The following is a 17,520-nucleotide window of genomic DNA, read 5'->3' as shown; positions in this document are numbered from 1 at the left end:
GCATCATTAAATCGCATGATATTTTTAGCCGACAGTTTTTCGAAAAATCGTAAATTATGCTATACTGATAAAGATTAAAGAGAGGTAGACAAAAACATGTTTGATTATATCAAAGGCAAATTGACAAAAATCACAGCAAAATATATTGTCGTTGAGGCAGGCGGTCTGGGCTATATCATCAATGTTGCTAATCCATATAGTTTTTCAGAGCAGATGAATCAGGAATTGAAAATTTATCTGCATCATGTGGTACGCGAGGATGCCCAGCTCCTTTACGGCTTTCATACAGAGGACGAAAAGTCGGTTTTCCTCAATCTCATCTCTGTTTCAGGGATTGGACCTACCTCAGCGCTTGCCATTATCGCAGCCGATGATAATGACGGTTTGGTAGCCGCTATCGATAAGAGCGATGTTACCTATTTAATGAAATTTCCGAAAATCGGAAAGAAAACAGCCCAGCAAATGGTTTTAGACCTAGCTGGCAAATTTGCAGTTGCTGAACAGCCGACGGCCGGCAAAGAAAGCCAGCGTTCGGTTCAAGAAAATAAAGATCTGGAAGAAGCCCTAGAAGCCCTTTTGGCACTGGGATATAAGGCCAAAGAACTGAAAAAAATCCGTACCTTCTTTGAAGGAACTAATGACACAGCTGAGAATTACATCAAGGCAGCCTTAAAAATGCTTATTAAGTAACAATTAGGATTGGCTGTTTTTACTACAGGAGGTTATTATGCAACGCTGCGGCTGGGTTAAGGAAAACAACCCTTTATATATGGCTTATCATGATGAAGAATGGGGCAAACCGCTCCATGAGGATCAAAAACTATTTGAACTATTGTGCTTAGAAACCTATCAGGCAGGGCTGTCCTGGGAGACCGTCCTCAATAAACGTACTGCTTTTAAAAAAGCTTTTCATAACTATGATGCTCAAAAAGTAGCTCGCATGTCAGATCAGGATTTAGATCGGCTGCTGGAGAATCCTGAGATTATTCGTAATAAACTTAAAATTTACTCTACTCGTGCTAACGCGCAGGCCTTTTTAAAAATTCAAAAAGAATATTCCAGTTTTGATGCCTATCTCTGGTCTTTTGTGAATGGCAGGAGCATTAATAATAACATAGAAAACTACCGAGAAGTACCCAGTAAGACAGACTTGTCTGAGAAACTTTCAAAAGATTTAAAAAAGAAAGGCTTTAAATTTGTCGGACCTGTCTGCATTTATTCTTATCTGCAGGCAGCTGGCCTAATCAATGACCATGAAGTAAACTGTGATTTCAATCCCAGTAAGTAAGGCAGAAGTCTGCATTGACAATCATCTTGACAGAGTTAGAGCTGTAGGCGTCATTCAAAGCCAGTGAATAATGATAAAAAGCAGGGACAGCTGTCCTTGTCTTTTTCATCGTTAGGCATTAATTGTAAAGGAGTTGGGAGTAAGGCGGTAAAAACACGATAGGCAGCCCTGCTGCTTAGCTGTTAACAGGTCTACAATGAATTTTATTAAAAATAGGAAATAAGGCTTATTTTGTGATAAAATAAAGCGACATTACGAATAGATAAGTAGGTAACAATTATGAAAGCTGAGATTATTGCTGTAGGGACAGAGATTTTGCTGGGGCAGATTGTCAATACCAATGCGCAGTTTTTGTCAGAAAAGCTGGCACAGCTGGGGATTGATGTTTATTTTCAGACGGCAGTAGGTGACAATGAAGAGCGTCTTTTGTCTGTCTTAGAAATTGCTAAAGGCCGCAGCGATTTAGTAATACTTTGCGGCGGCTTAGGGCCGACAGAAGATGATTTAACCAAGCAGACTCTGGCAAAATTTCTAGGAAGAGATTTGGTTTTTGACCAAGCTGCTCAGGTTCGCCTAGATGAATTTTTTGCTTCCCGTCCGGCCTCGGCCCGCACTCCCAATAATGAACGTCAGGCGCAGATTGTGGCAGGAAGCAGCCCGCTCCCTAACGTTACGGGTTTAGCTGTAGGCGGTATTTTAGTAGCTGAAGGAGTGACTTATGTCGTACTGCCGGGTCCGCCGAGCGAATTAAAGCCTATGGTTAATCAGGAGCTCTTGCCTTATCTATCTGAAACATCCGAACAGCTCTATTCGCGCGTGCTGCGTTTTTTCGGTATTGGCGAGAGCCGGTTGGTTACCTTGCTGCACGACCTGATTGATAGGCAGACAGATCCTACTATTGCTCCCTATGCCAAGACAGGAGAAGTGACGATTCGCCTGTCAACAAAGGCTTACAGCCAAAAAGAAGCAGATGCTAAGCTGGCTCAGGCGGAAAAAGAAATTTTAGCCGTTGACCGTTTGTCTGATTATCTTTACGGCTATGGTGAGGACAATTCACTGGCTCAGGTGGTCTTTGACCTGCTCAAAGAGAAGAGAAAAACAATCACAGCAGCTGAAAGTTTAACGGCAGGCTTATTCCAAGCAAGGCTGGCAGATTTTGCAGGGGCTTCGGATATTTTTAAAGGTGGTTTTGTCACTTATAGTATAGAAGAAAAAGCTAAAATGCTGAATATTCCGCTTGAAGAGCTGAAAAAACACGGTGTTGTCAGTGATTTTACCGCTAAAAAAATGGCGGAGCAATCACGGCTTCTGACAGGAGCAGACTGGGCTGTTTCTCTGACTGGAGTAGCCGGTCCCGATCAACTGGAAGATCAGCCGGCAGGGACGGTCTTTATCGGGCTGGCAAGTGCTCAGGGAACCTTGTCGCGAAAGGTTTTGATTGGGGGTCGCAGTCGGTCTGATGTGCGTTACATTGCTGTTTTACATGCTTTTAATTTAGTACGTCAAGCTTTATTATCTAAGGAAAATTTAGTATAATGGAAAGACGGTCTTGAAAGATATAGAATAGGAGAAAAAAGATTGGCAAAAAAAACAAAAAAGACAGAAGAAATTACTAAAAAATTTGGAGATGAGCGTAAAAAAGCGCTTGATACTGCTTTAAAGAATATCGAGAAAGATTTTGGCAAGGGTGCTGTTATGCGCCTTGGCGAACGAGCTGAACAAAAAGTTCAAGTCATGAGCTCAGGCAGCCTAGCCCTTGACATTGCCTTAGGTGCCGGTGGCTATCCTAAAGGACGTATTGTTGAAATCTACGGTCCGGAATCATCAGGTAAAACAACGGTTGCTCTTCATGCTGTGGCACAGGCCCAAAAAGATGGCGGAATTGCTGCTTTTATTGACGCAGAGCATGCTTTGGATCCAGCCTATGCCGCAGCCTTGGGGGTTAATATTGATGAACTGTTGCTGTCGCAGCCGGATTCAGGAGAGCAGGGACTGGAAATTGCCGGTCAGCTGATTGACTCAGGTGCTGTTGATTTGGTAGTTGTTGACTCAGTTGCGGCTCTTGTACCGCGTGCAGAAATTGATGGAGACATTGGCGACAGCCATGTCGGTCTTCAGGCACGGATGATGAGTCAGGCTATGCGTAAACTGTCTGCATCTATCAATAAGACAAAAACTATCGCAATTTTTATCAACCAGCTGCGTGAAAAAGTCGGAGTGATGTTTGGCAATCCTGAAACAACACCTGGCGGACGTGCGCTGAAGTTTTATGCTTCTGTACGTCTGGATGTTCGTGGCAATACTCAAATTAAGGGAACTGGCGATCAAAAAGACAGCAATATTGGAAAGGAAACCAAAATCAAAGTTGTCAAAAATAAGGTTGCTCCGCCGTTTAAGGAAGCCTTTGTAGAAATCATGTACGGAGAAGGGATTTCTCGTACAGGCGAGTTGGTCAAGATTGCCAGTGATTTAGGAATCATTCAAAAGGCTGGTGCCTGGTATTCTTATAATGGTGAAAAGATTGGTCAAGGTTCAGAAAATGCCAAGAAATTTTTGGCTGATAACCCTGAAATCTTTGATGAAATTGACCATAAAGTACGTGTTCAGTATGGTTTGATTGAAGACAGTGAATCTGTTCAAGAACAAGTCTCTCCAGAAGAAAATACCGATCAGTCTGATCAAGGTCTCGTTCTCGAATTGGATGATGCTATTGAATTGGAAGATTAAATAAAAATAGGTCCAGAGACCGACTATTTATTTAATGAATTATGCTAAGATAGTATTATCCTGTAAGGAAAGAGAGATTGAAACATGATTAAAATTTATACAATTTCAAGCTGTACCAGCTGTAAGAAAGCAAAAACATGGCTTAATGCTCACAAACTCCCTTATAAAGAACAAAACTTAGCAAAAGATACACTGACCAAGGAAGAAATTCTCAATATCCTTTCAAAAACAGAAAATGGGATTGAAAGTATTGTATCCTCAAAAAATCGTTATGCGAAGGCTCTCAACTGTAATATTGATGATTTGAGTGTCAATGAGGTCATCGATTTGATTCAGGAAAATCCACGAATTCTGAAAAGTCCTATTTTAATTGATGATAAACGCCTTCAGGTCGGCTACAAAGAAGATGATATTCGCGCTTTCTTACCGCGGGCTATCCGCAATGTTGAAAATACAGAAGCTCGTCTGCGTGCGGCTTTGTAAAAAGTGAAAAAAATCGGGACAGAAATTAGTCATTCCAAGAATGTGATTTCTGTCTCGATTTTTTATGTTAAGGTGTCTGACCTGAAATAAGTCATCGGACTGTCTCAGTCCCACTTTCGCACAATTGATTAGAAATTGACATGAACTAATGTTCATGGGGTTGTCCCCCTCCAGCAGTTCCCAAAACTATTGGAGCTATCACTGGTCTAACAAGGGATAAGGATATCCAACCTCTGTGCTAGGCATTAATGACGATAAAAAGGCGAAGGATGGGCGTTTTTATACATAATCTTCCTAGCTTACACCGTTTTGCGGGTATGACTTCACCATCATGGCTGTCTGCCCCTCTCTTTTTTGCTGATCAAAATGATAAAGTATGCTAACAGACTTTGTTTCATCTTGAAAGGATAAAGATTGTCACAGCGGAAACGAGGCTCTAGGCTGAGAGTAAAATGAATGGAGGCGGAAGGTTATCAGACGTTTCAGAAGTTGCTAAAGATAAAAATGATGAGATGTGCCTTAATTTTTTCAGTATTCCTGCTGTTTTTCCCCTAAATTATGCTATACTGGAATTAAGGAGACGAATTATGAGAAGAAGTAACAAGAAACAAAAAGAGTTAGCTCCGTTTTGGCTGTATTATAAAATCGGCATTGGTCTGGTTTTTATTGCTTCATTGGCTGCGCTTTACTTTTACCAGTCTCAGTGGCTGATTATTCTTCCTTTTGCTTATTTATCGGGCATTCTGTTGTTATTATCTAGAACTAAGCTAAGCGGCTGGCCTCTGGTTGCACTTAGTTTCATCCGCTATGCAGTTATCTTTTTTACGCTGACTTACAGCGCCTTTGTTGTTTTGGATATTAAGCAGGGAGCAGCGATAAAAGAAGCTTTAATAGCACCGTATCGGCTGTTTGCTCTTGTTTTTGAGCCTACCATGCCTTTTTCAGGGCTACTGTTAGGGGTTATCGTACTGCTGCTCTTTCTCTTTGCTTATAGAAAAAGGGCTTAGCTTTAGCTGCTGATAGAATAAGGAAGGTTGATTATCAACGAAAAACTGCTGCCGACCAGTCACAGCAACCAAAAAAGAAAAATACATTATCTAGCAATAAGAGAGTGGGACAGCCATGATTGCCATCTGTCCCACTCTCTTTCTCTTTTAATAAATAGCTATTCTGATGTGGGAAACTGCTTAAAAATGTCCCACAGTTTTGCTGTTTAGAGCTGCTTAAGGCGCTTATTGATTTCTTCAATATCTTTTTTATGTACTAAATAGAAGAAGAGGTAAATGAAGCAGTAAATGACAGAAGCAAGGAGTAAGAATTGAACAAAACTTGACCAAGCTATTGCAAACCAATGGAGGTAAACACCAGACACCATAAGGGGAAGAAGGATTAGAAAGTAATGTATTGCACTTGCAGCTAGTAAACTTAATCTTTCATTTTCAAACAGTCTGCTGGCAGCCCCTTGGAGTATGCCAAGCGAAGCGAAGATTAAAAGCTGGACAGCGCTGGCTTTGGAGCTTGATGAGAACATTTGAGTGAAGCTAGGGATTCCCAGAGACTTGCTGTTTGGGAAAAAGAAGATGGTGATAAGACAGTTGACTAATGAACCGATTCCCATTCCTATAAAGGCGTTGCGGATAATATACTTAAGTGTTTTCATGGTGATTTTTCTCCTTAAAGTTTTAATTTTTCTTTAAAGCGTCTTATGCTGCGTCTGGATACAAAACTGACGAGACCATTTTTTAGCCTTACTTCAATGCTTCCTTTTATCGTTAGATCTAGTTGTTTTATGTATTTGATGTTGATAATCTCTCCCTGCGAAATCCGAATGAAATTTGTATTTAAGTGCTGTTCAAAGTCATAAATTCGTTGTTTGGCCAGATAAGTATCCGTCGGGGTTTGGATGAAAACCTGCTTGTTTTCAGTGAAAATCCGAATAATATTTTCAGGTTTGATAAATTCCAGCCGTTTGTTTTTATAACCGTAGATAAAATAAGGTTTCTTCTCAATAAAATCAATAATTTCCTGAGTTTGTAAATCGATCTGGGCCGTGTAAATTTTGATCAGGGTTTCTTTTAATTGAGAGTCCCTAATAACTTCTAGCTTCATAGTAATCCCCTTTCTTTGTCTCAAGTATATAGAATTTTTGAAGGAGAGACCAGTATTTATGGCTATGTGGCTCCTAATTTGAGATATGTGGCTCTTATCCTTGTGAAAATGCTGAAAATAAGATATAATATAACATGATATTCCCTATGAGAAAGAAGGTGTTATTGTGGGATTTACAGATGAAACAGTTCGTTTTAATCTTGACGATGGAAATAAAAAAGAAATCAGTGAAACATTGACACATGTTTATCGTTCACTCGAAGAAAAAGGTTATAATCCAATCAATCAGATTGTCGGTTATGTTTTGAGCGGTGACCCTGCCTATGTGCCTCGTTATAATGATGCCCGCAATCAAATCCGTAAGTATGAACGTGATGAAATTGTTGAAGAATTGGTGCGTTACTATTTACAAGGAAACGGGATTGATTTAGGATGAGAATAATGGGGCTGGATGTCGGTTCAAAAACAGTTGGTGTTGCCATTAGCGATCCTCTTGGTTTTACAGCACAGGGGCTTGAAATTATTACTATTAATGAAGCCCACGAAGAATTCGGCTTTGAGCGCCTGGCAGCTCTGGTTAAAGAATATAAGGTTGAAAAATTTGTCGTAGGCCTGCCTAAGAACATGAACAATACAAGCGGTCCGCGTGTTGAAGCCAGCAGAGCTTACGGAGAAAAAATCAAGAAGCTTTTTGAGCTGCCTGTTGATTATCAGGATGAGCGCCTAACCACTGTTCAGGCAGAACGGATGCTGGTTGAACAGGCCGATGTCAGCCGCGGCAAACGTAAAAAAGTTATTGATAAGCTGGCCGCTCAGCTGATTTTGCAAAATTATTTGGATCGAATGTTTTAAATACGGATGCTTAAAAGCTGTGAGTAGATTATTAGCTGCTTTTTTCACAGGAAGGAAAGCTGATTTATAAAAGATAATAGGAGGCGATTATGTCACATCATCATGAACAAGAGCATGACCTTATCACGCTTGTTGACGAACAAGGAAACGAGACCTTGTTTGAAATTCTCTTAACGATTGATGGAAAAGAAGAATTTGGGAAAAATTATGTTCTCTTAGTACCAGCCGGAGCTGAAGAAGATGCTGATGGTCAAATTGAAATTCAAGCCTATTCATTTACTGAAAATGAAGACGGCACAGAAGGTGATTTGCAGCCAATTCCGGAAGACGCTGATGCCGAATGGGATATGATTGAAGAAGTTTTCAACAGTTTCTTGGATGAAGACGAGAACTAATCTAGAAATGTCTGAGATAATCAGGCTTTTTCTTTTTGCCTTTTATGAATAGTTTAAAAGGGGTGTATAATGGGCAAGAAGAAGGAGCTGCCTCGGGAGGAAGAATTGTTTTTGAAAGCTTATAAAGAGAAGTCCTGCCATCATTTCAGAGATATTTTAACCTATGTTTCTATCTTAGATAAATTGACTAATAAGTAGATTTTGTTATACTTTTAATTAGGAAAATTCAAGGAGAACGAGTTTGGATAAACGACAAGATAAATACAGCAGCAAAGAAATCTTGGCAGACCAAAGTGCCCGCCAGAATTCTGATAAGAGTAAAGGTCCTGCAGAAGTTGATTCTCTGCATCGGCTCTATATTATTATATTCAGCGCTTTTGTTAGCTTTTTTAGTGTGGCTATGCCTGTGTTCACTGATTTTGGTAACGCTGTGCAGTCCCAGAATCTCTATACGGGCTTTATGATGGCACAAAATCATTTGCCTTACAGCGATATTTTTTCGACGGGCGGCTTTGTCTATTATGGGCTTATTTCCTTGAGTTATTTGCTAGGAAGCAGTTTCTGGCTGATTTTTGTTCAGTTTGCGGCCTTTTACTTTTCGGGAATCTTCCTTTATAAAATTGTTTACCATATGACTGATAAAGAGGAGGTGGCCATTAATACCATACTGCTCTTTTATCTGGGCAATTTTGCTCTAGGATTTGGCGGTCTTTATCCTGTTCAGTTTGCCATGCCTTTTGTTTTGCTGTCGCTGTGGTTTTTGACTAAATATTTTGCAGGCCTGACAAGGGACGAAGGCTTTATTATCTATGGACTGACTGGAGCGTTCGCCTATTTGATTGAACCTAGGACCTTATTTTTCTGGCTGGTTTCCTTGGTTGTGATTTGTGTCTATAACATTAAAAATCATCGTTATGCCCACGGTTTCTACCAGTTTCTCTGCCTGCTGTTTGGCGGTCTTTTGGTCTTTTACACTTTTGGCTATTTTGTATTAAACATGCAAATTCTGTCATCTTATGTGTCGCAGGCCGGGACTTATTATTTTACTTATTTTGCTCTGGGCAGTGAGGATATCTTGCTGACAATTTTCTTCCAGCTCTTTGTACTGTTTGCTTCGGGCTTGTTAATGGGAGCTCTGACCTTCTTTAATCATATTAAGCGTGAGACGGACCGAGATGATCTGGTTAAGTCAATTGTCTTTTTAAGCTTTGTTTTCAGTCTGATTTTTATTTTACTGTCACAAAGTTTTGCCACTTATCAGTTTTTACTGCTTTTGCCATTTGGTTTGGTTTTGACGGGTCTTTATCTTGATGATAAATATAAGGAATCCCAGAGGAGCAGGTCGCGCCGCCGGAAGCAGCACAGGCGGCTGTCGCGCAGAGTCTTTGAACTGTTTTTGCTGGGACATTTTTACCTGCCCTGTCTGCTCTTTGTTTACGGTTTAGCTCAGCCGGTTATCCATTATATTTCTTCATACAGCTTGAATCAGGAACGAGCACAGGCAGCTGATTATATCAGAGAAAATACTGAGAAAAAGTCAAAGATTTATGTCTGGGATTCCAGTGCAAAGATTTATCTGGATGCCAATCGTCTCTCCAGTTCACAGTTTCCTCTGCCTACAATCAATACGGTTAAAGCGTCTAATAAAAAAACGCTGGAAGATGAGCTTTTACAAAATGAAGCTTCTTATGTTTTGGTTAATGAAAATGCGGACCGTCTTCCGAGCGTCTTAGAAAATAATTTTAGAAAAAATTATAAAGTGATTTCCCTGAAGACAAGCCCGGACTTCACTGTTTACAAGCGAAAATAGGCTAAAAATCAATATATTGTGTCTAATTACTTTTTTTGCCACAATATATTGATTTTTTCCTTTCTTATGTTATAATATCTCTTGTAAGGAGAGAGACATATGATTGCACTCGAAAAAGAAAATATTTTTGTTAAACCTGCTATGATTGTAATTAAACGGGATGGCCGTCAAGTTGCTTTTGACAAAGACAAAATTTATCAGGCTATCGTCAGGGCAAGTAATCAGGTAACACCTATAACACCTTTTATTGAGGCCAAACTATCGGATATTGCTGATCGTGTTGTTGCTGAAATCTATGAGCGTTTTAACGAAAATATTAAAATTTATGAAATTCAAAATATTGTAGAGCATGAACTTCTGGAAGCTGGTGAGTACACTATTGCACAGGAGTATATTAATTATCGTGCAAAACGTGATTTTGAGCGCTCTCAGGCAACTGATATCAATTTTACGATTGATAAATTGATTAATAAGGATCAAACAGTTGTCAATGAAAACGCCAATAAAGACAGTGATGTTTTCAATACACAGCGGGATTTAACGGCTGGTATTGTTGGTAAATCTATCGGTCTTAAGATGCTGCCTGAACATGTTGCCAATGCTCATCTTAAGGGGGATATTCATTATCATGACCTAGATTACAGCCCTTACACCCCGATGACGAACTGCTGTTTGATTGATTTTAAGGGTATGCTGGAGTCTGGCTTTAAGATTGGCAATGCTGAGGTTGAAAGTCCTAAGTCTATCCAAACGGCGACAGCACAAATTTCACAAATCATTGCTAATGTGGCTTCAAGCCAATATGGCGGCTGTTCAGCTGACCGCATTGATGAAACGCTGGCTCCTTATGCAGAACTCAACTATCGAAAGCATTTAAAAGATGCTCAAAAATGGGTTGCTGAGGACAAGCGGGAAGAGTATGCGCGTGAAAAGACCAAAAAAGACATCTATGATGCTATGCAAAGTCTGGAGTATGAAATTAACACTCTCTTCACCTCCAATGGTCAAACACCGTTTACATCACTAGGTTTCGGTTTGGGTAAGGATTGGTTTGAACGCGAAATTCAAAAGGCTATCCTTAACATTCGGATTAAGGGTCTGGGCAGTGAGCACCGTACAGCTATCTTTCCTAAGCTCATTTTCACAGTTAAACGCGGTTTGAATTTGGAGCCGGGAACACCAAACTATGACATCAAGAAGTTAGCCCTTGAATGTGCAACTAAGCGGATGTACCCTGATATGCTGTCTTACGAAAAGATTATCGAACTGACAGGCTCTTTCAAGGTGCCTATGGGCTGCCGTTCGTTTCTTCAAGGCTGGAAGGATGAAAATGGCGTTGAAGTTAATTCCGGCCGTATGAATCTTGGGGTGGTTACTGTTAATTTACCGCGTATTGCTCTTGAATCCAACGGCAATATTGAAAAATTCTGGGATATTTTCAGTGAGAAAATGGCTATTGCCAAAGACGCCCTTGTTTATCGTATTAACCGTGTTAAAGAAGCCACTCCTGCCAATGCTCCTATCTTGTATCAATACGGTGCTTTTGGCAAACGTCTTGGCAAGGAAGATTCAGTGGATGAACTATTCAAGGATCGTCGGGCGACAGTTTCACTTGGTTACATCGGACTTTACGAAGTGGCCACTGTCTTTTACGGTGGTGAGTGGGAATCCAATCCGGCAGCTAAGGACTTTACCATTGATGTTATCCGTCAGATGAAGGATCTCTGCGGTAAATGGTCCAATGAGTATAATTACCATTTTTCTGTTTATTCGACCCCATCTGAAAGCCTGACAGACCGCTTCTGCCGTCTAGATACTGAAAAGTTTGGTGTGATTAAAGATATTACGGACAAAGAATATTATACGAATTCCTTCCACTATGATGTGCGTAAAAATCCAACACCATTTGAAAAACTAGATTTCGAAAAAGACTATCCGGAAGCAGGAGCTACAGGCGGCTTCATTCACTACTGTGAATATCCTGTGCTGCAGCAAAATCCTAAAGCGCTTGAAGCTGTTTGGGACTACGCCTATGACCGGGTTGGCTATCTGGGAACCAACACGCCGATTGACCGCTGCTATGACTGTGGTTTTGAGGGAGATTTTACACCGACAGAACGTGGTTTTATGTGTCCAAACTGCGGCAATACAGACCCTAAGACTGCCGATGTGGTAAAGAGAACCTGTGGCTATCTGGGCAATCCGCAAGCCCGTCCTATGGTAAATGGCCGTCACAAGGAGATTTCAGCTCGTGTCAAACACATGAACGGTTCAACCATCAAGAATCCGGGACATAAAAACTAGACTTGTTTCGTGTGCCATCAGGTTTTTGTCGGATGATCGTTTGAGGCCAAGAAGGCAGATTTTACCTAGGTGCACTGACGTAAAGCATTGCTTGCTTTCTGGTTGTGGCAGAACACCAAAGATTTAGATTTGAGCTGTCAGTTTACCGAAATGGTGAGAGGGATTGGGAAATTGTTGTTTCCCGTCCCTTTTTTACTCCTGCTGCTTTATTCGAAGGAATAAGTAGGATAGACTGCTGTTTGCAGGCAGTTAAGGCTCATATTTATACTCAATAAAATTCAAGACTGGAAATTTTTACACCTTAGCAATTGTTCTTATTTGAGTCCTCTAACTTGCTTTCTGCACTAGTGACAGAATTATAAGCACTTCTGTCATCAGGGATTGACTCGAGACTTTGGCCCAGCGAAAGGGAATGGAACTCAGAAATGAAGTTGCTTTTGTCCCTTCACTACATGAAGAATGCAAAAAACAAAATCAGATTTTGATTTTAACTGAGTATTAATACATTGATAGAAAGAAGAAAAAATGGGGAAATACCAATTAGACGATAAAGGGAAAGCACAGGTTCAGCGCTTCCATGAAAAGCACTCACAAGGTATGAATGCTCAAAATAAAAAAGCTCGCGTTCAGGCCCTGCGTGAAAAATTTTTAAGAAAAGAGACAGCTGCCAATGGAGTTAAGAAGACCAAGCCCTAAAGATAAAAAAGCTATTCTTGAGATGATTAAAGAGTTCACTGACAGTCATTCCACCCATGACGGCGGTTTTTGGAAGGAAGATTTTAACTATGATGACTGGCTGCAGACCAACTTAGCCTATGAGATGGGGATTGATATTCCTGATGGCTTTGTTCCTGCTATTCAGCTGGTCTCTTTTGACAACAAAGGACGTGCCTTAGGTTTTTTGCACATCCGTCTGCGGCTCAATGACTTCTTGTTAAATCAAGGCGGTCACATTGGCTATTCTATTCGGCCGTCTGCGCGCGGCAGAGGCTATGCCAAGGAAATGCTGCGTCAGGGTCTGCTGGAAGCGAAGGCAAAAAATATTAACAAGATTCTTCTGACCTGCCGTGACGACAATCCAGCCAGCCGAGCAGTCATTTTGGCTAACGGCGGTATTTTAGAAGACATCAGAGACCATATAGAGCGCTATTGGATAGATTTGGAGGAGAAATATGACATGGAACACACCCAAACCAGGGGAATGGAAGAGTGAGGAGCTGAGTCAGGGGCGCATTATCGATTACAAGGCCTTTAACTTTGTTGATGGTGAAGGCGTGCGTAATTCGCTCTATGTATCCGGCTGCATGTTCCACTGTGAAGGCTGCTATAATGTGGCCACATGGTCATTTAAGGCTGGAGTCCCTTATACAGAGGAGCTAGAAGAGCAAATCATGGAAGATTTGGCTCAGCCTTATGTACAGGGGCTGACTCTCTTAGGCGGTGAGCCATTTTTAAATACGGGAATTCTCATTCCTCTGCTCAAACGCATTCGTAAGGAACTGCCTGAAAAGGACATCTGGTCCTGGACAGGCTATACTTGGGAAGAGCTGATGCTGGAGACAGCAGATAAGCTGGAGATGCTTGGTCTGATTGATATTTTGGTGGACGGCCGTTTTGATAAGTCGAAAAAGAATCTCATGCTGCAGTTTCGCGGCTCTTCAAATCAGCGTATCATTGATGTTCCTAAGTCACTGGCTGCAGGCGAGGCCGTTATTTGGGATAAGCTCAATGATGGCAAACAAAGTTATGAACAAATTGACAGGAATGACTTGATTTAGTAACTGACAAAGTCTGGGCCTATTTCAAGTTGGCTAGACTAGGTCTGCTTATTTGTAAAGAAACTAAGTGATATAATAAAAAATGAGAGCGGGACAGAAAATCAGCAACTTGATTTCATTGATCCGCTCTCATTTTTTATGATTAACTCTGTTTATACTAAATTGAAAATTGAGAATTTCAATCGTCATTCTGCTTGACAAAAACCAATTCTTTAGCGCTTGAAAGGCTTACCTGATAATGAAAGCCATCAAAGGAAAGAGCCTGCAGGTCCTCAATGGTCTGACATTGCCTTTGGACAAGCTCTGTCAGGAAAGCACCTCTGGCTTTTTTTGAAATGGTGGAATGAGATTTTAAGCGACCATCTTTAGCTTCTAAAAATTTAACGGCTGTCAGTTGGCTGCGGACTTTGGGAGAAAAAACGTCCATGAATTCACTGGATAAGAGTGAGATGACCGTATCGTTTTCTAAAACAAAGCGGTCATAATCCTTGCGCCAGTACGTTTTGAGAGACCTTCCTTCAATGCTGATTTTAGTATTAAAATCGAGGCGGTGGGGAGCGATTCTCTCAAAGGCAGGAATAATGCCGTAGAGAGCAGATGTTATGAAGAGATGTTCTTTTAGAAAGTTCTGTTCACTAGGAGATAAAGTATCGCGTTTAATGTGGCGATACATCAGGCCGTTAAAGAGCAGAAGTGCTGGGTAGGCTTGTGCCTGTCCTTTTTGAATGGCCTGCAGACGCTCATATTCGATCTCAGCAGCCTGAGTTTTAATCTTATAGGCTGCGCTTAGTTCTTCATAAGATAGGGCTGCAAGCTGACTGATAATAGGCTGTGCTTTAGACGGAAGATCTTCTAAGGAGGAGACTTCATTTTCTGTCATTTCCTTAGCTGTGGGAATTAAAAACTTCATAAAAAGATCCTTAATAATTGGTCTCAGATAAAGAGCAAAAGGCTTATAGCCATGACAATCATACCGGAGATTAAGCCATAGATGGCTAAGTGATGCTTGCCGTATTCTTCAGCGGCCGGCAGCAGTTCATCTAGAGAAATAAAGACCATAATACCGGCTACTCCTGAAAAGATAGCGCCATAGACAATATCATTCATAATAGGCATTAACAAAAACCAGCCGATAACAGCACCCAAAGGCTCTGCCAAACCGGACAGGAAAGAGTAGGTGAAAGCTTTTTTCTTAGAACCTGTTGCCTGATAAATGGGAACAGAAACAGCAATGCCCTCAGGGATATTATGAATAGCGATGGCAACAACGATGGGAATAGCAACGCTTGCATCCTGCAAACCGGAGATAAAGGTGGCTAGGCCTTCCGGAAAGTTATGGATAGCGATGGCAATGGCTGTCATAAGTCCCATGCGCATGAGTTTGCCGGGCTTATGCTCTTCTTCTTCAATGGTTTTGATTTCATGAGGATTTTCCTCAGATGGAATCAATTTATCAATAATGGCAATTAAAAACATGCCGCCAAAGAAAGCCAGAGCAGTGAACCAGGAACCGCTTCTTTTATCCAGTGCTTTAATCAGAATATCCTGTGCAGCAGGGACAATCTCAATCATAGAAACATAAATCATAACACCGGCGGAAAAACCAAGGCTGACGGACAGAAAGGCTTTATTGGTGTGCTTAGCAACAAAAGCGATGAGACTGCCGATACCGGTTGACAGGCCCGCGATGGCGGTAAGCACAAAGGCGGTAAGTAAATTTTGAGACATAATAAATTCTTTCTCTGGGATATGTTTGTATGCTCTCATTATAATATGAATTGCTGTTTTCAGCAAATGAGAAAAACGGGAGAAAATATTACAAAAACTAATTTAAAATTAAAACTATTGACATAATGTTCTTTTTTTGTTAATTTGTAAAAAAAGTAATATACTCTTTAAAATTCTTGATTTTTAATTGAGAAAGGAGATTATTATGAAAAAGAACGGGCTTATTCAGATAATCACGCTTTTTTTCCTGTCTTTTGTCTTTGTTTTTAGTGTTTTTGGCAGCAAAAGCATCAAAACTCAGGCGGCTGCACGGGATAATGTGATTACTTCTGTAAGCATTACAGATGGCAAAGGCAATCCCTTGGACGGCAGTCTTGATAAGTGGGAAAACTTCCGTATTGCTGCCAACTTCCGCCTGCCTAATAACACTGTAAAATCAGGAGACACGACGACCATCAGTCTGCCAGAAAAGCTGCAGTTCAATCGCCGAGAAGAGTTTGAAATTAAAGACAAGGACGGCCATACTGTGGCTAAGGCAGTGGTTGATCCCAGTACTAAGAAAGCTACGCTGACCTATACAGACTATGCCGAAACACATTCTGATGTTACAGGCAATTTCTATTTCAATGTTCTTGTGGATCACAAAGTGGTAACACAAAAAGAGACGATTCCTGTCACTATCGAAGTCGAAGGCAAAGTCTTTAATGCTGGCAATGTTACTTTTACAGGTGTCGGAGAAGCTAAAACAAGTGATATTACCAAGTCTGGCTGGATAGATAATCAAAATGTCATCCACTACAATATTCCAGTTAACCGCTCCGGTAAAAACTTCCCCGCTGCCGTTATTACAGACCTCTTAAGATCACCAGGGGTTACCTATGTTCAGGGCAGTTTTAAGATTGAAAAAGGGACTTGGACGGCCAAGGGAAGTGAATGGAAACTCCAAAATGCTGTTGATGTCACCAATCAATTTACTGTTAATTTCCAAGGCGATACTGGCTTTGAGATTAACTTAGGCGATATCAGTGAGACAGATGCCTACCTTATCACCTACGATGCTAAGGTTGATTATAAGTTGAGTGACGGTGAGGTTCTGAAAAATACGGCTACGCTGACATCTAATGGTCAAAAAGTGACAGATGTTACCTACGGACAAACCTACAGGGAATCTGGAGGAACTGCCGAAGGTTACGTGTATTCTATTAAGCTTCATAAGAAAAATGAAGACAATGATCCTTTAGCAGGTGCAGTTTTTGTTGTCACACGCGATGCCAACGGACAGGTCGTTGGAGAATTTACAACAGATGCTAAAGGCAATGTTAGCATTACCGGTCTGCTGAAAGATTCTTACACTATCACCGAAAAAACCGCTCCGGAGGGTTATCAGCTATTAGGTGAAAGCATCAAGATTTCAGAAGATGACTTTGGCAGCGACAAGTCTGTGACAAAAGATGTTGTTAATAAAAAGATTTCGGAGACAACAACGACTACCGAAACAACCACACAGGAATCAACAACAACGACTGAAAGTACAACAACGACAGAGGAGCCGACAACAACCGAAACTCCGACGACTACGACAGAAGGGCCAACGACTACCGAAACACCCACAACGACGACTGAAGAAGCAACAACCACGAGCGACAATGCTGAGACAACTACACAGAGTGAGTCAACGACAGCAGGGGTGACGACTACTGCAGGCTCAGCAACGACCACCGAAATTCCGACTACGACAGAAAGTCCAAGCACAACGGAAACTCTAACGACTACCAAAAGCTCAGCAACAACGACAGAGGTATCGGCTGTTACAAGTCAGGAAACGACGACAACAGAGTCTGACACCACTCAGGTACCGGCAGCGACGACTTCGTCAGCCGGAACAACTTCTAAGCAGCCGGGCGGCAAGAAAAAAACTGCCTCACACGGGCTTCCAAGTACCGGTGAAGAAAGCAGCTTTGCTTTATCGCTTCTGGGACTTGTGAGTGTGTCTGCGCTGGGAATATTTTGTTATCGAAAGCATTTTAGTTAAGTTTTAACTCAAAA

At 41.2% G+C, this 17,520-nt stretch carries 20 protein-coding genes; 16 read left to right on the top strand and 4 right to left on the bottom strand.

Going from position 1 to position 17,520, the window contains the following annotated elements:
* Window positions 1-96: 96 nt before the first annotated feature.
* The 6 genes from ruvA to SRA_RS08645 all read left to right on the top strand — a co-directional run bounded on the left by ruvA (window position 97) and on the right by SRA_RS08645 (window position 5,505).
* Window positions 97-690 carry a Holliday junction branch migration protein RuvA gene (gene ruvA / locus SRA_RS08670; RefSeq protein WP_003089915.1) on the top strand — a complete coding sequence of 198 codons (594 nt, stop codon included), beginning with the start codon at window positions 97-99 and terminating at the stop codon, window positions 688-690.
* A gap of 37 nt (window positions 691-727) precedes the next feature.
* Window positions 728-1,288, top strand: a complete 561-nt coding sequence (locus SRA_RS08665) for a DNA-3-methyladenine glycosylase I (RefSeq protein ID WP_003089912.1) — start codon at window positions 728-730, stop codon at window positions 1,286-1,288.
* A gap of 279 nt (window positions 1,289-1,567) precedes the next feature.
* Window positions 1,568-2,824: a competence/damage-inducible protein A gene (locus tag SRA_RS08660; RefSeq protein WP_003089911.1), complete on the top strand. Its 1,257-nt coding sequence runs from the start codon at window positions 1,568-1,570 to the stop codon at window positions 2,822-2,824.
* Between the two features lie 42 nt (window positions 2,825-2,866).
* A complete protein-coding gene (gene recA, locus SRA_RS08655) occupies window positions 2,867-4,015 on the top strand; it encodes a recombinase RecA (protein WP_003089908.1) in 1,149 nt (382 codons plus the stop codon).
* Window positions 4,016-4,099: 84 nt separating this feature from the next.
* Window positions 4,100-4,498: a transcriptional regulator Spx gene (spx, locus tag SRA_RS08650; protein ID WP_003089907.1), complete on the top strand. Its 399-nt coding sequence runs from the start codon at window positions 4,100-4,102 to the stop codon at window positions 4,496-4,498.
* Between the two features lie 587 nt (window positions 4,499-5,085).
* Window positions 5,086-5,505 (top strand): hypothetical protein, encoded by a 420-nt coding sequence (locus SRA_RS08645; RefSeq protein ID WP_003089906.1) that lies wholly within the window; start codon window positions 5,086-5,088, stop codon window positions 5,503-5,505.
* 206 nt (window positions 5,506-5,711) lie between these two features.
* On the opposite strand, the gene SRA_RS08640 is transcribed toward SRA_RS08645, so the two are convergent.
* Window positions 5,712-6,158 carry a DUF3021 domain-containing protein gene (locus SRA_RS08640; RefSeq protein ID WP_003089904.1) on the bottom strand — a complete coding sequence of 149 codons (447 nt, stop codon included), beginning with the start codon at window positions 6,156-6,158 and terminating at the stop codon, window positions 5,712-5,714.
* Between the two features lie 14 nt (window positions 6,159-6,172).
* Window positions 6,173-6,607, bottom strand: a complete 435-nt coding sequence (locus SRA_RS08635) for a LytTR family DNA-binding domain-containing protein (protein WP_003089903.1) — start codon at window positions 6,605-6,607, stop codon at window positions 6,173-6,175.
* 166 nt (window positions 6,608-6,773) lie between these two features.
* Here SRA_RS08635 and SRA_RS08630 point away from each other — a divergent pair, with 166 nt between their 5' ends.
* From SRA_RS08630 to nrdG, 9 genes are all read left to right on the top strand, one after another.
* Window positions 6,774-7,043, top strand: a complete 270-nt coding sequence (locus SRA_RS08630) for an IreB family regulatory phosphoprotein (RefSeq protein WP_003089901.1) — start codon at window positions 6,774-6,776, stop codon at window positions 7,041-7,043.
* Window positions 7,040-7,459, top strand: coding sequence for a Holliday junction resolvase RuvX (gene ruvX, locus SRA_RS08625; RefSeq protein WP_003090938.1), 420 nt, complete (start codon window positions 7,040-7,042; stop codon window positions 7,457-7,459). The genes SRA_RS08630 and ruvX overlap by 4 nt, the downstream gene beginning before the upstream one ends.
* Before the next feature lie 89 nt (window positions 7,460-7,548).
* The gene (locus SRA_RS08620; RefSeq protein ID WP_003089898.1) at window positions 7,549-7,854 is read left to right on the top strand and encodes a DUF1292 domain-containing protein; all 306 of its coding nucleotides are present in this window, start codon (window positions 7,549-7,551) and stop codon (window positions 7,852-7,854) included.
* A gap of 69 nt (window positions 7,855-7,923) precedes the next feature.
* Window positions 7,924-8,052 (top strand): hypothetical protein, encoded by a 129-nt coding sequence (locus SRA_RS10500; protein ID WP_003089897.1) that lies wholly within the window; start codon window positions 7,924-7,926, stop codon window positions 8,050-8,052.
* A 79-nt stretch (window positions 8,053-8,131) separates the two neighbouring features.
* Complete coding sequence (locus tag SRA_RS08615) at window positions 8,132-9,664, top strand: DUF2079 domain-containing protein (RefSeq protein ID WP_302048532.1); 1,533 nt, start codon at window positions 8,132-8,134, stop codon at window positions 9,662-9,664.
* Window positions 9,665-9,763: 99 nt separating this feature from the next.
* A complete protein-coding gene (nrdD, locus tag SRA_RS08610) occupies window positions 9,764-11,968 on the top strand; it encodes an anaerobic ribonucleoside-triphosphate reductase (protein WP_003089895.1) in 2,205 nt (734 codons plus the stop codon).
* 525 nt (window positions 11,969-12,493) lie between these two features.
* Complete coding sequence (locus SRA_RS10365) at window positions 12,494-12,664, top strand: hypothetical protein (protein ID WP_003089894.1); 171 nt, start codon at window positions 12,494-12,496, stop codon at window positions 12,662-12,664.
* On the top strand, window positions 12,639-13,181 hold the full coding sequence (locus SRA_RS08605; protein WP_003089892.1) for a GNAT family N-acetyltransferase: 543 nt from the start codon (window positions 12,639-12,641) through the stop codon (window positions 13,179-13,181). Before SRA_RS10365 ends, SRA_RS08605 begins: the two co-directional genes overlap by 26 nt.
* Window positions 13,141-13,746, top strand: coding sequence for an anaerobic ribonucleoside-triphosphate reductase activating protein (gene nrdG, locus SRA_RS08600; RefSeq protein ID WP_003089890.1), 606 nt, complete (start codon window positions 13,141-13,143; stop codon window positions 13,744-13,746). The genes SRA_RS08605 and nrdG overlap by 41 nt, the downstream gene beginning before the upstream one ends.
* A gap of 178 nt (window positions 13,747-13,924) precedes the next feature.
* Here the strand turns inward: nrdG and yaaA are convergent, their stop codons facing one another.
* Together yaaA and zupT are read right to left on the bottom strand one after the other, a co-directional pair.
* The gene (gene yaaA, locus SRA_RS08595; protein WP_003089888.1) at window positions 13,925-14,656 is read right to left on the bottom strand and encodes a peroxide stress protein YaaA; all 732 of its coding nucleotides are present in this window, start codon (window positions 14,654-14,656) and stop codon (window positions 13,925-13,927) included.
* 23 nt (window positions 14,657-14,679) lie between these two features.
* Window positions 14,680-15,474: a zinc transporter ZupT gene (gene zupT / locus SRA_RS08590; protein ID WP_003089886.1), complete on the bottom strand. Its 795-nt coding sequence runs from the start codon at window positions 15,472-15,474 to the stop codon at window positions 14,680-14,682.
* A 205-nt stretch (window positions 15,475-15,679) separates the two neighbouring features.
* On the opposite strand from zupT, the gene SRA_RS08585 reads away from it, so the two are divergent.
* Window positions 15,680-17,506 (top strand): LPXTG cell wall anchor domain-containing protein, encoded by a 1,827-nt coding sequence (locus tag SRA_RS08585; RefSeq protein WP_003089884.1) that lies wholly within the window; start codon window positions 15,680-15,682, stop codon window positions 17,504-17,506.
* Window positions 17,507-17,520 lie beyond the last annotated feature (14 nt).

The sequence above is a fragment of the Streptococcus ratti FA-1 = DSM 20564 genome (genome assembly GCF_000286075.1).
GTDB classification, from domain to species: domain Bacteria; phylum Bacillota; class Bacilli; order Lactobacillales; family Streptococcaceae; genus Streptococcus; species Streptococcus ratti.
This window is presented reverse-complemented; position numbering and strand designations above follow the sequence as displayed.

Excerpts from the sequence above, each read along its gene's own strand:
- ruvA (WP_003089915.1), top strand. The coding sequence starts at position 97 with ATGTTTGATTATATCAAAGGCAAATTGACAAAAATCACAGCAAAATAT.
- SRA_RS08665 (WP_003089912.1), top strand. The coding sequence starts at position 728 with ATGCAACGCTGCGGCTGGGTTAAGGAAAACAACCCTTTATATATGGCT.
- SRA_RS08660 (WP_003089911.1), top strand. The coding sequence starts at position 1,568 with ATGAAAGCTGAGATTATTGCTGTAGGGACAGAGATTTTGCTGGGGCAG.
- spx (WP_003089907.1), top strand. The coding sequence starts at position 4,100 with ATGATTAAAATTTATACAATTTCAAGCTGTACCAGCTGTAAGAAAGCA.
- SRA_RS08645 (WP_003089906.1), top strand. The coding sequence starts at position 5,086 with ATGAGAAGAAGTAACAAGAAACAAAAAGAGTTAGCTCCGTTTTGGCTG.
- SRA_RS08640 (WP_003089904.1), bottom strand. The coding sequence starts at position 6,158 with ATGAAAACACTTAAGTATATTATCCGCAACGCCTTTATAGGAATGGGA.
- SRA_RS08635 (WP_003089903.1), bottom strand. The coding sequence starts at position 6,607 with ATGAAGCTAGAAGTTATTAGGGACTCTCAATTAAAAGAAACCCTGATC.
- ruvX (WP_003090938.1), top strand. The coding sequence starts at position 7,040 with ATGAGAATAATGGGGCTGGATGTCGGTTCAAAAACAGTTGGTGTTGCC.
- SRA_RS08620 (WP_003089898.1), top strand. The coding sequence starts at position 7,549 with ATGTCACATCATCATGAACAAGAGCATGACCTTATCACGCTTGTTGAC.
- SRA_RS10500 (WP_003089897.1), top strand. The coding sequence starts at position 7,924 with ATGGGCAAGAAGAAGGAGCTGCCTCGGGAGGAAGAATTGTTTTTGAAA.
- nrdD (WP_003089895.1), top strand. The coding sequence starts at position 9,764 with ATGATTGCACTCGAAAAAGAAAATATTTTTGTTAAACCTGCTATGATT.
- SRA_RS10365 (WP_003089894.1), top strand. The coding sequence starts at position 12,494 with ATGGGGAAATACCAATTAGACGATAAAGGGAAAGCACAGGTTCAGCGC.
- SRA_RS08605 (WP_003089892.1), top strand. The coding sequence starts at position 12,639 with ATGGAGTTAAGAAGACCAAGCCCTAAAGATAAAAAAGCTATTCTTGAG.
- nrdG (WP_003089890.1), top strand. The coding sequence starts at position 13,141 with ATGACATGGAACACACCCAAACCAGGGGAATGGAAGAGTGAGGAGCTG.
- yaaA (WP_003089888.1), bottom strand. The coding sequence starts at position 14,656 with ATGAAGTTTTTAATTCCCACAGCTAAGGAAATGACAGAAAATGAAGTC.
- zupT (WP_003089886.1), bottom strand. The coding sequence starts at position 15,474 with ATGTCTCAAAATTTACTTACCGCCTTTGTGCTTACCGCCATCGCGGGC.
- SRA_RS08585 (WP_003089884.1), top strand. The coding sequence starts at position 15,680 with ATGAAAAAGAACGGGCTTATTCAGATAATCACGCTTTTTTTCCTGTCT.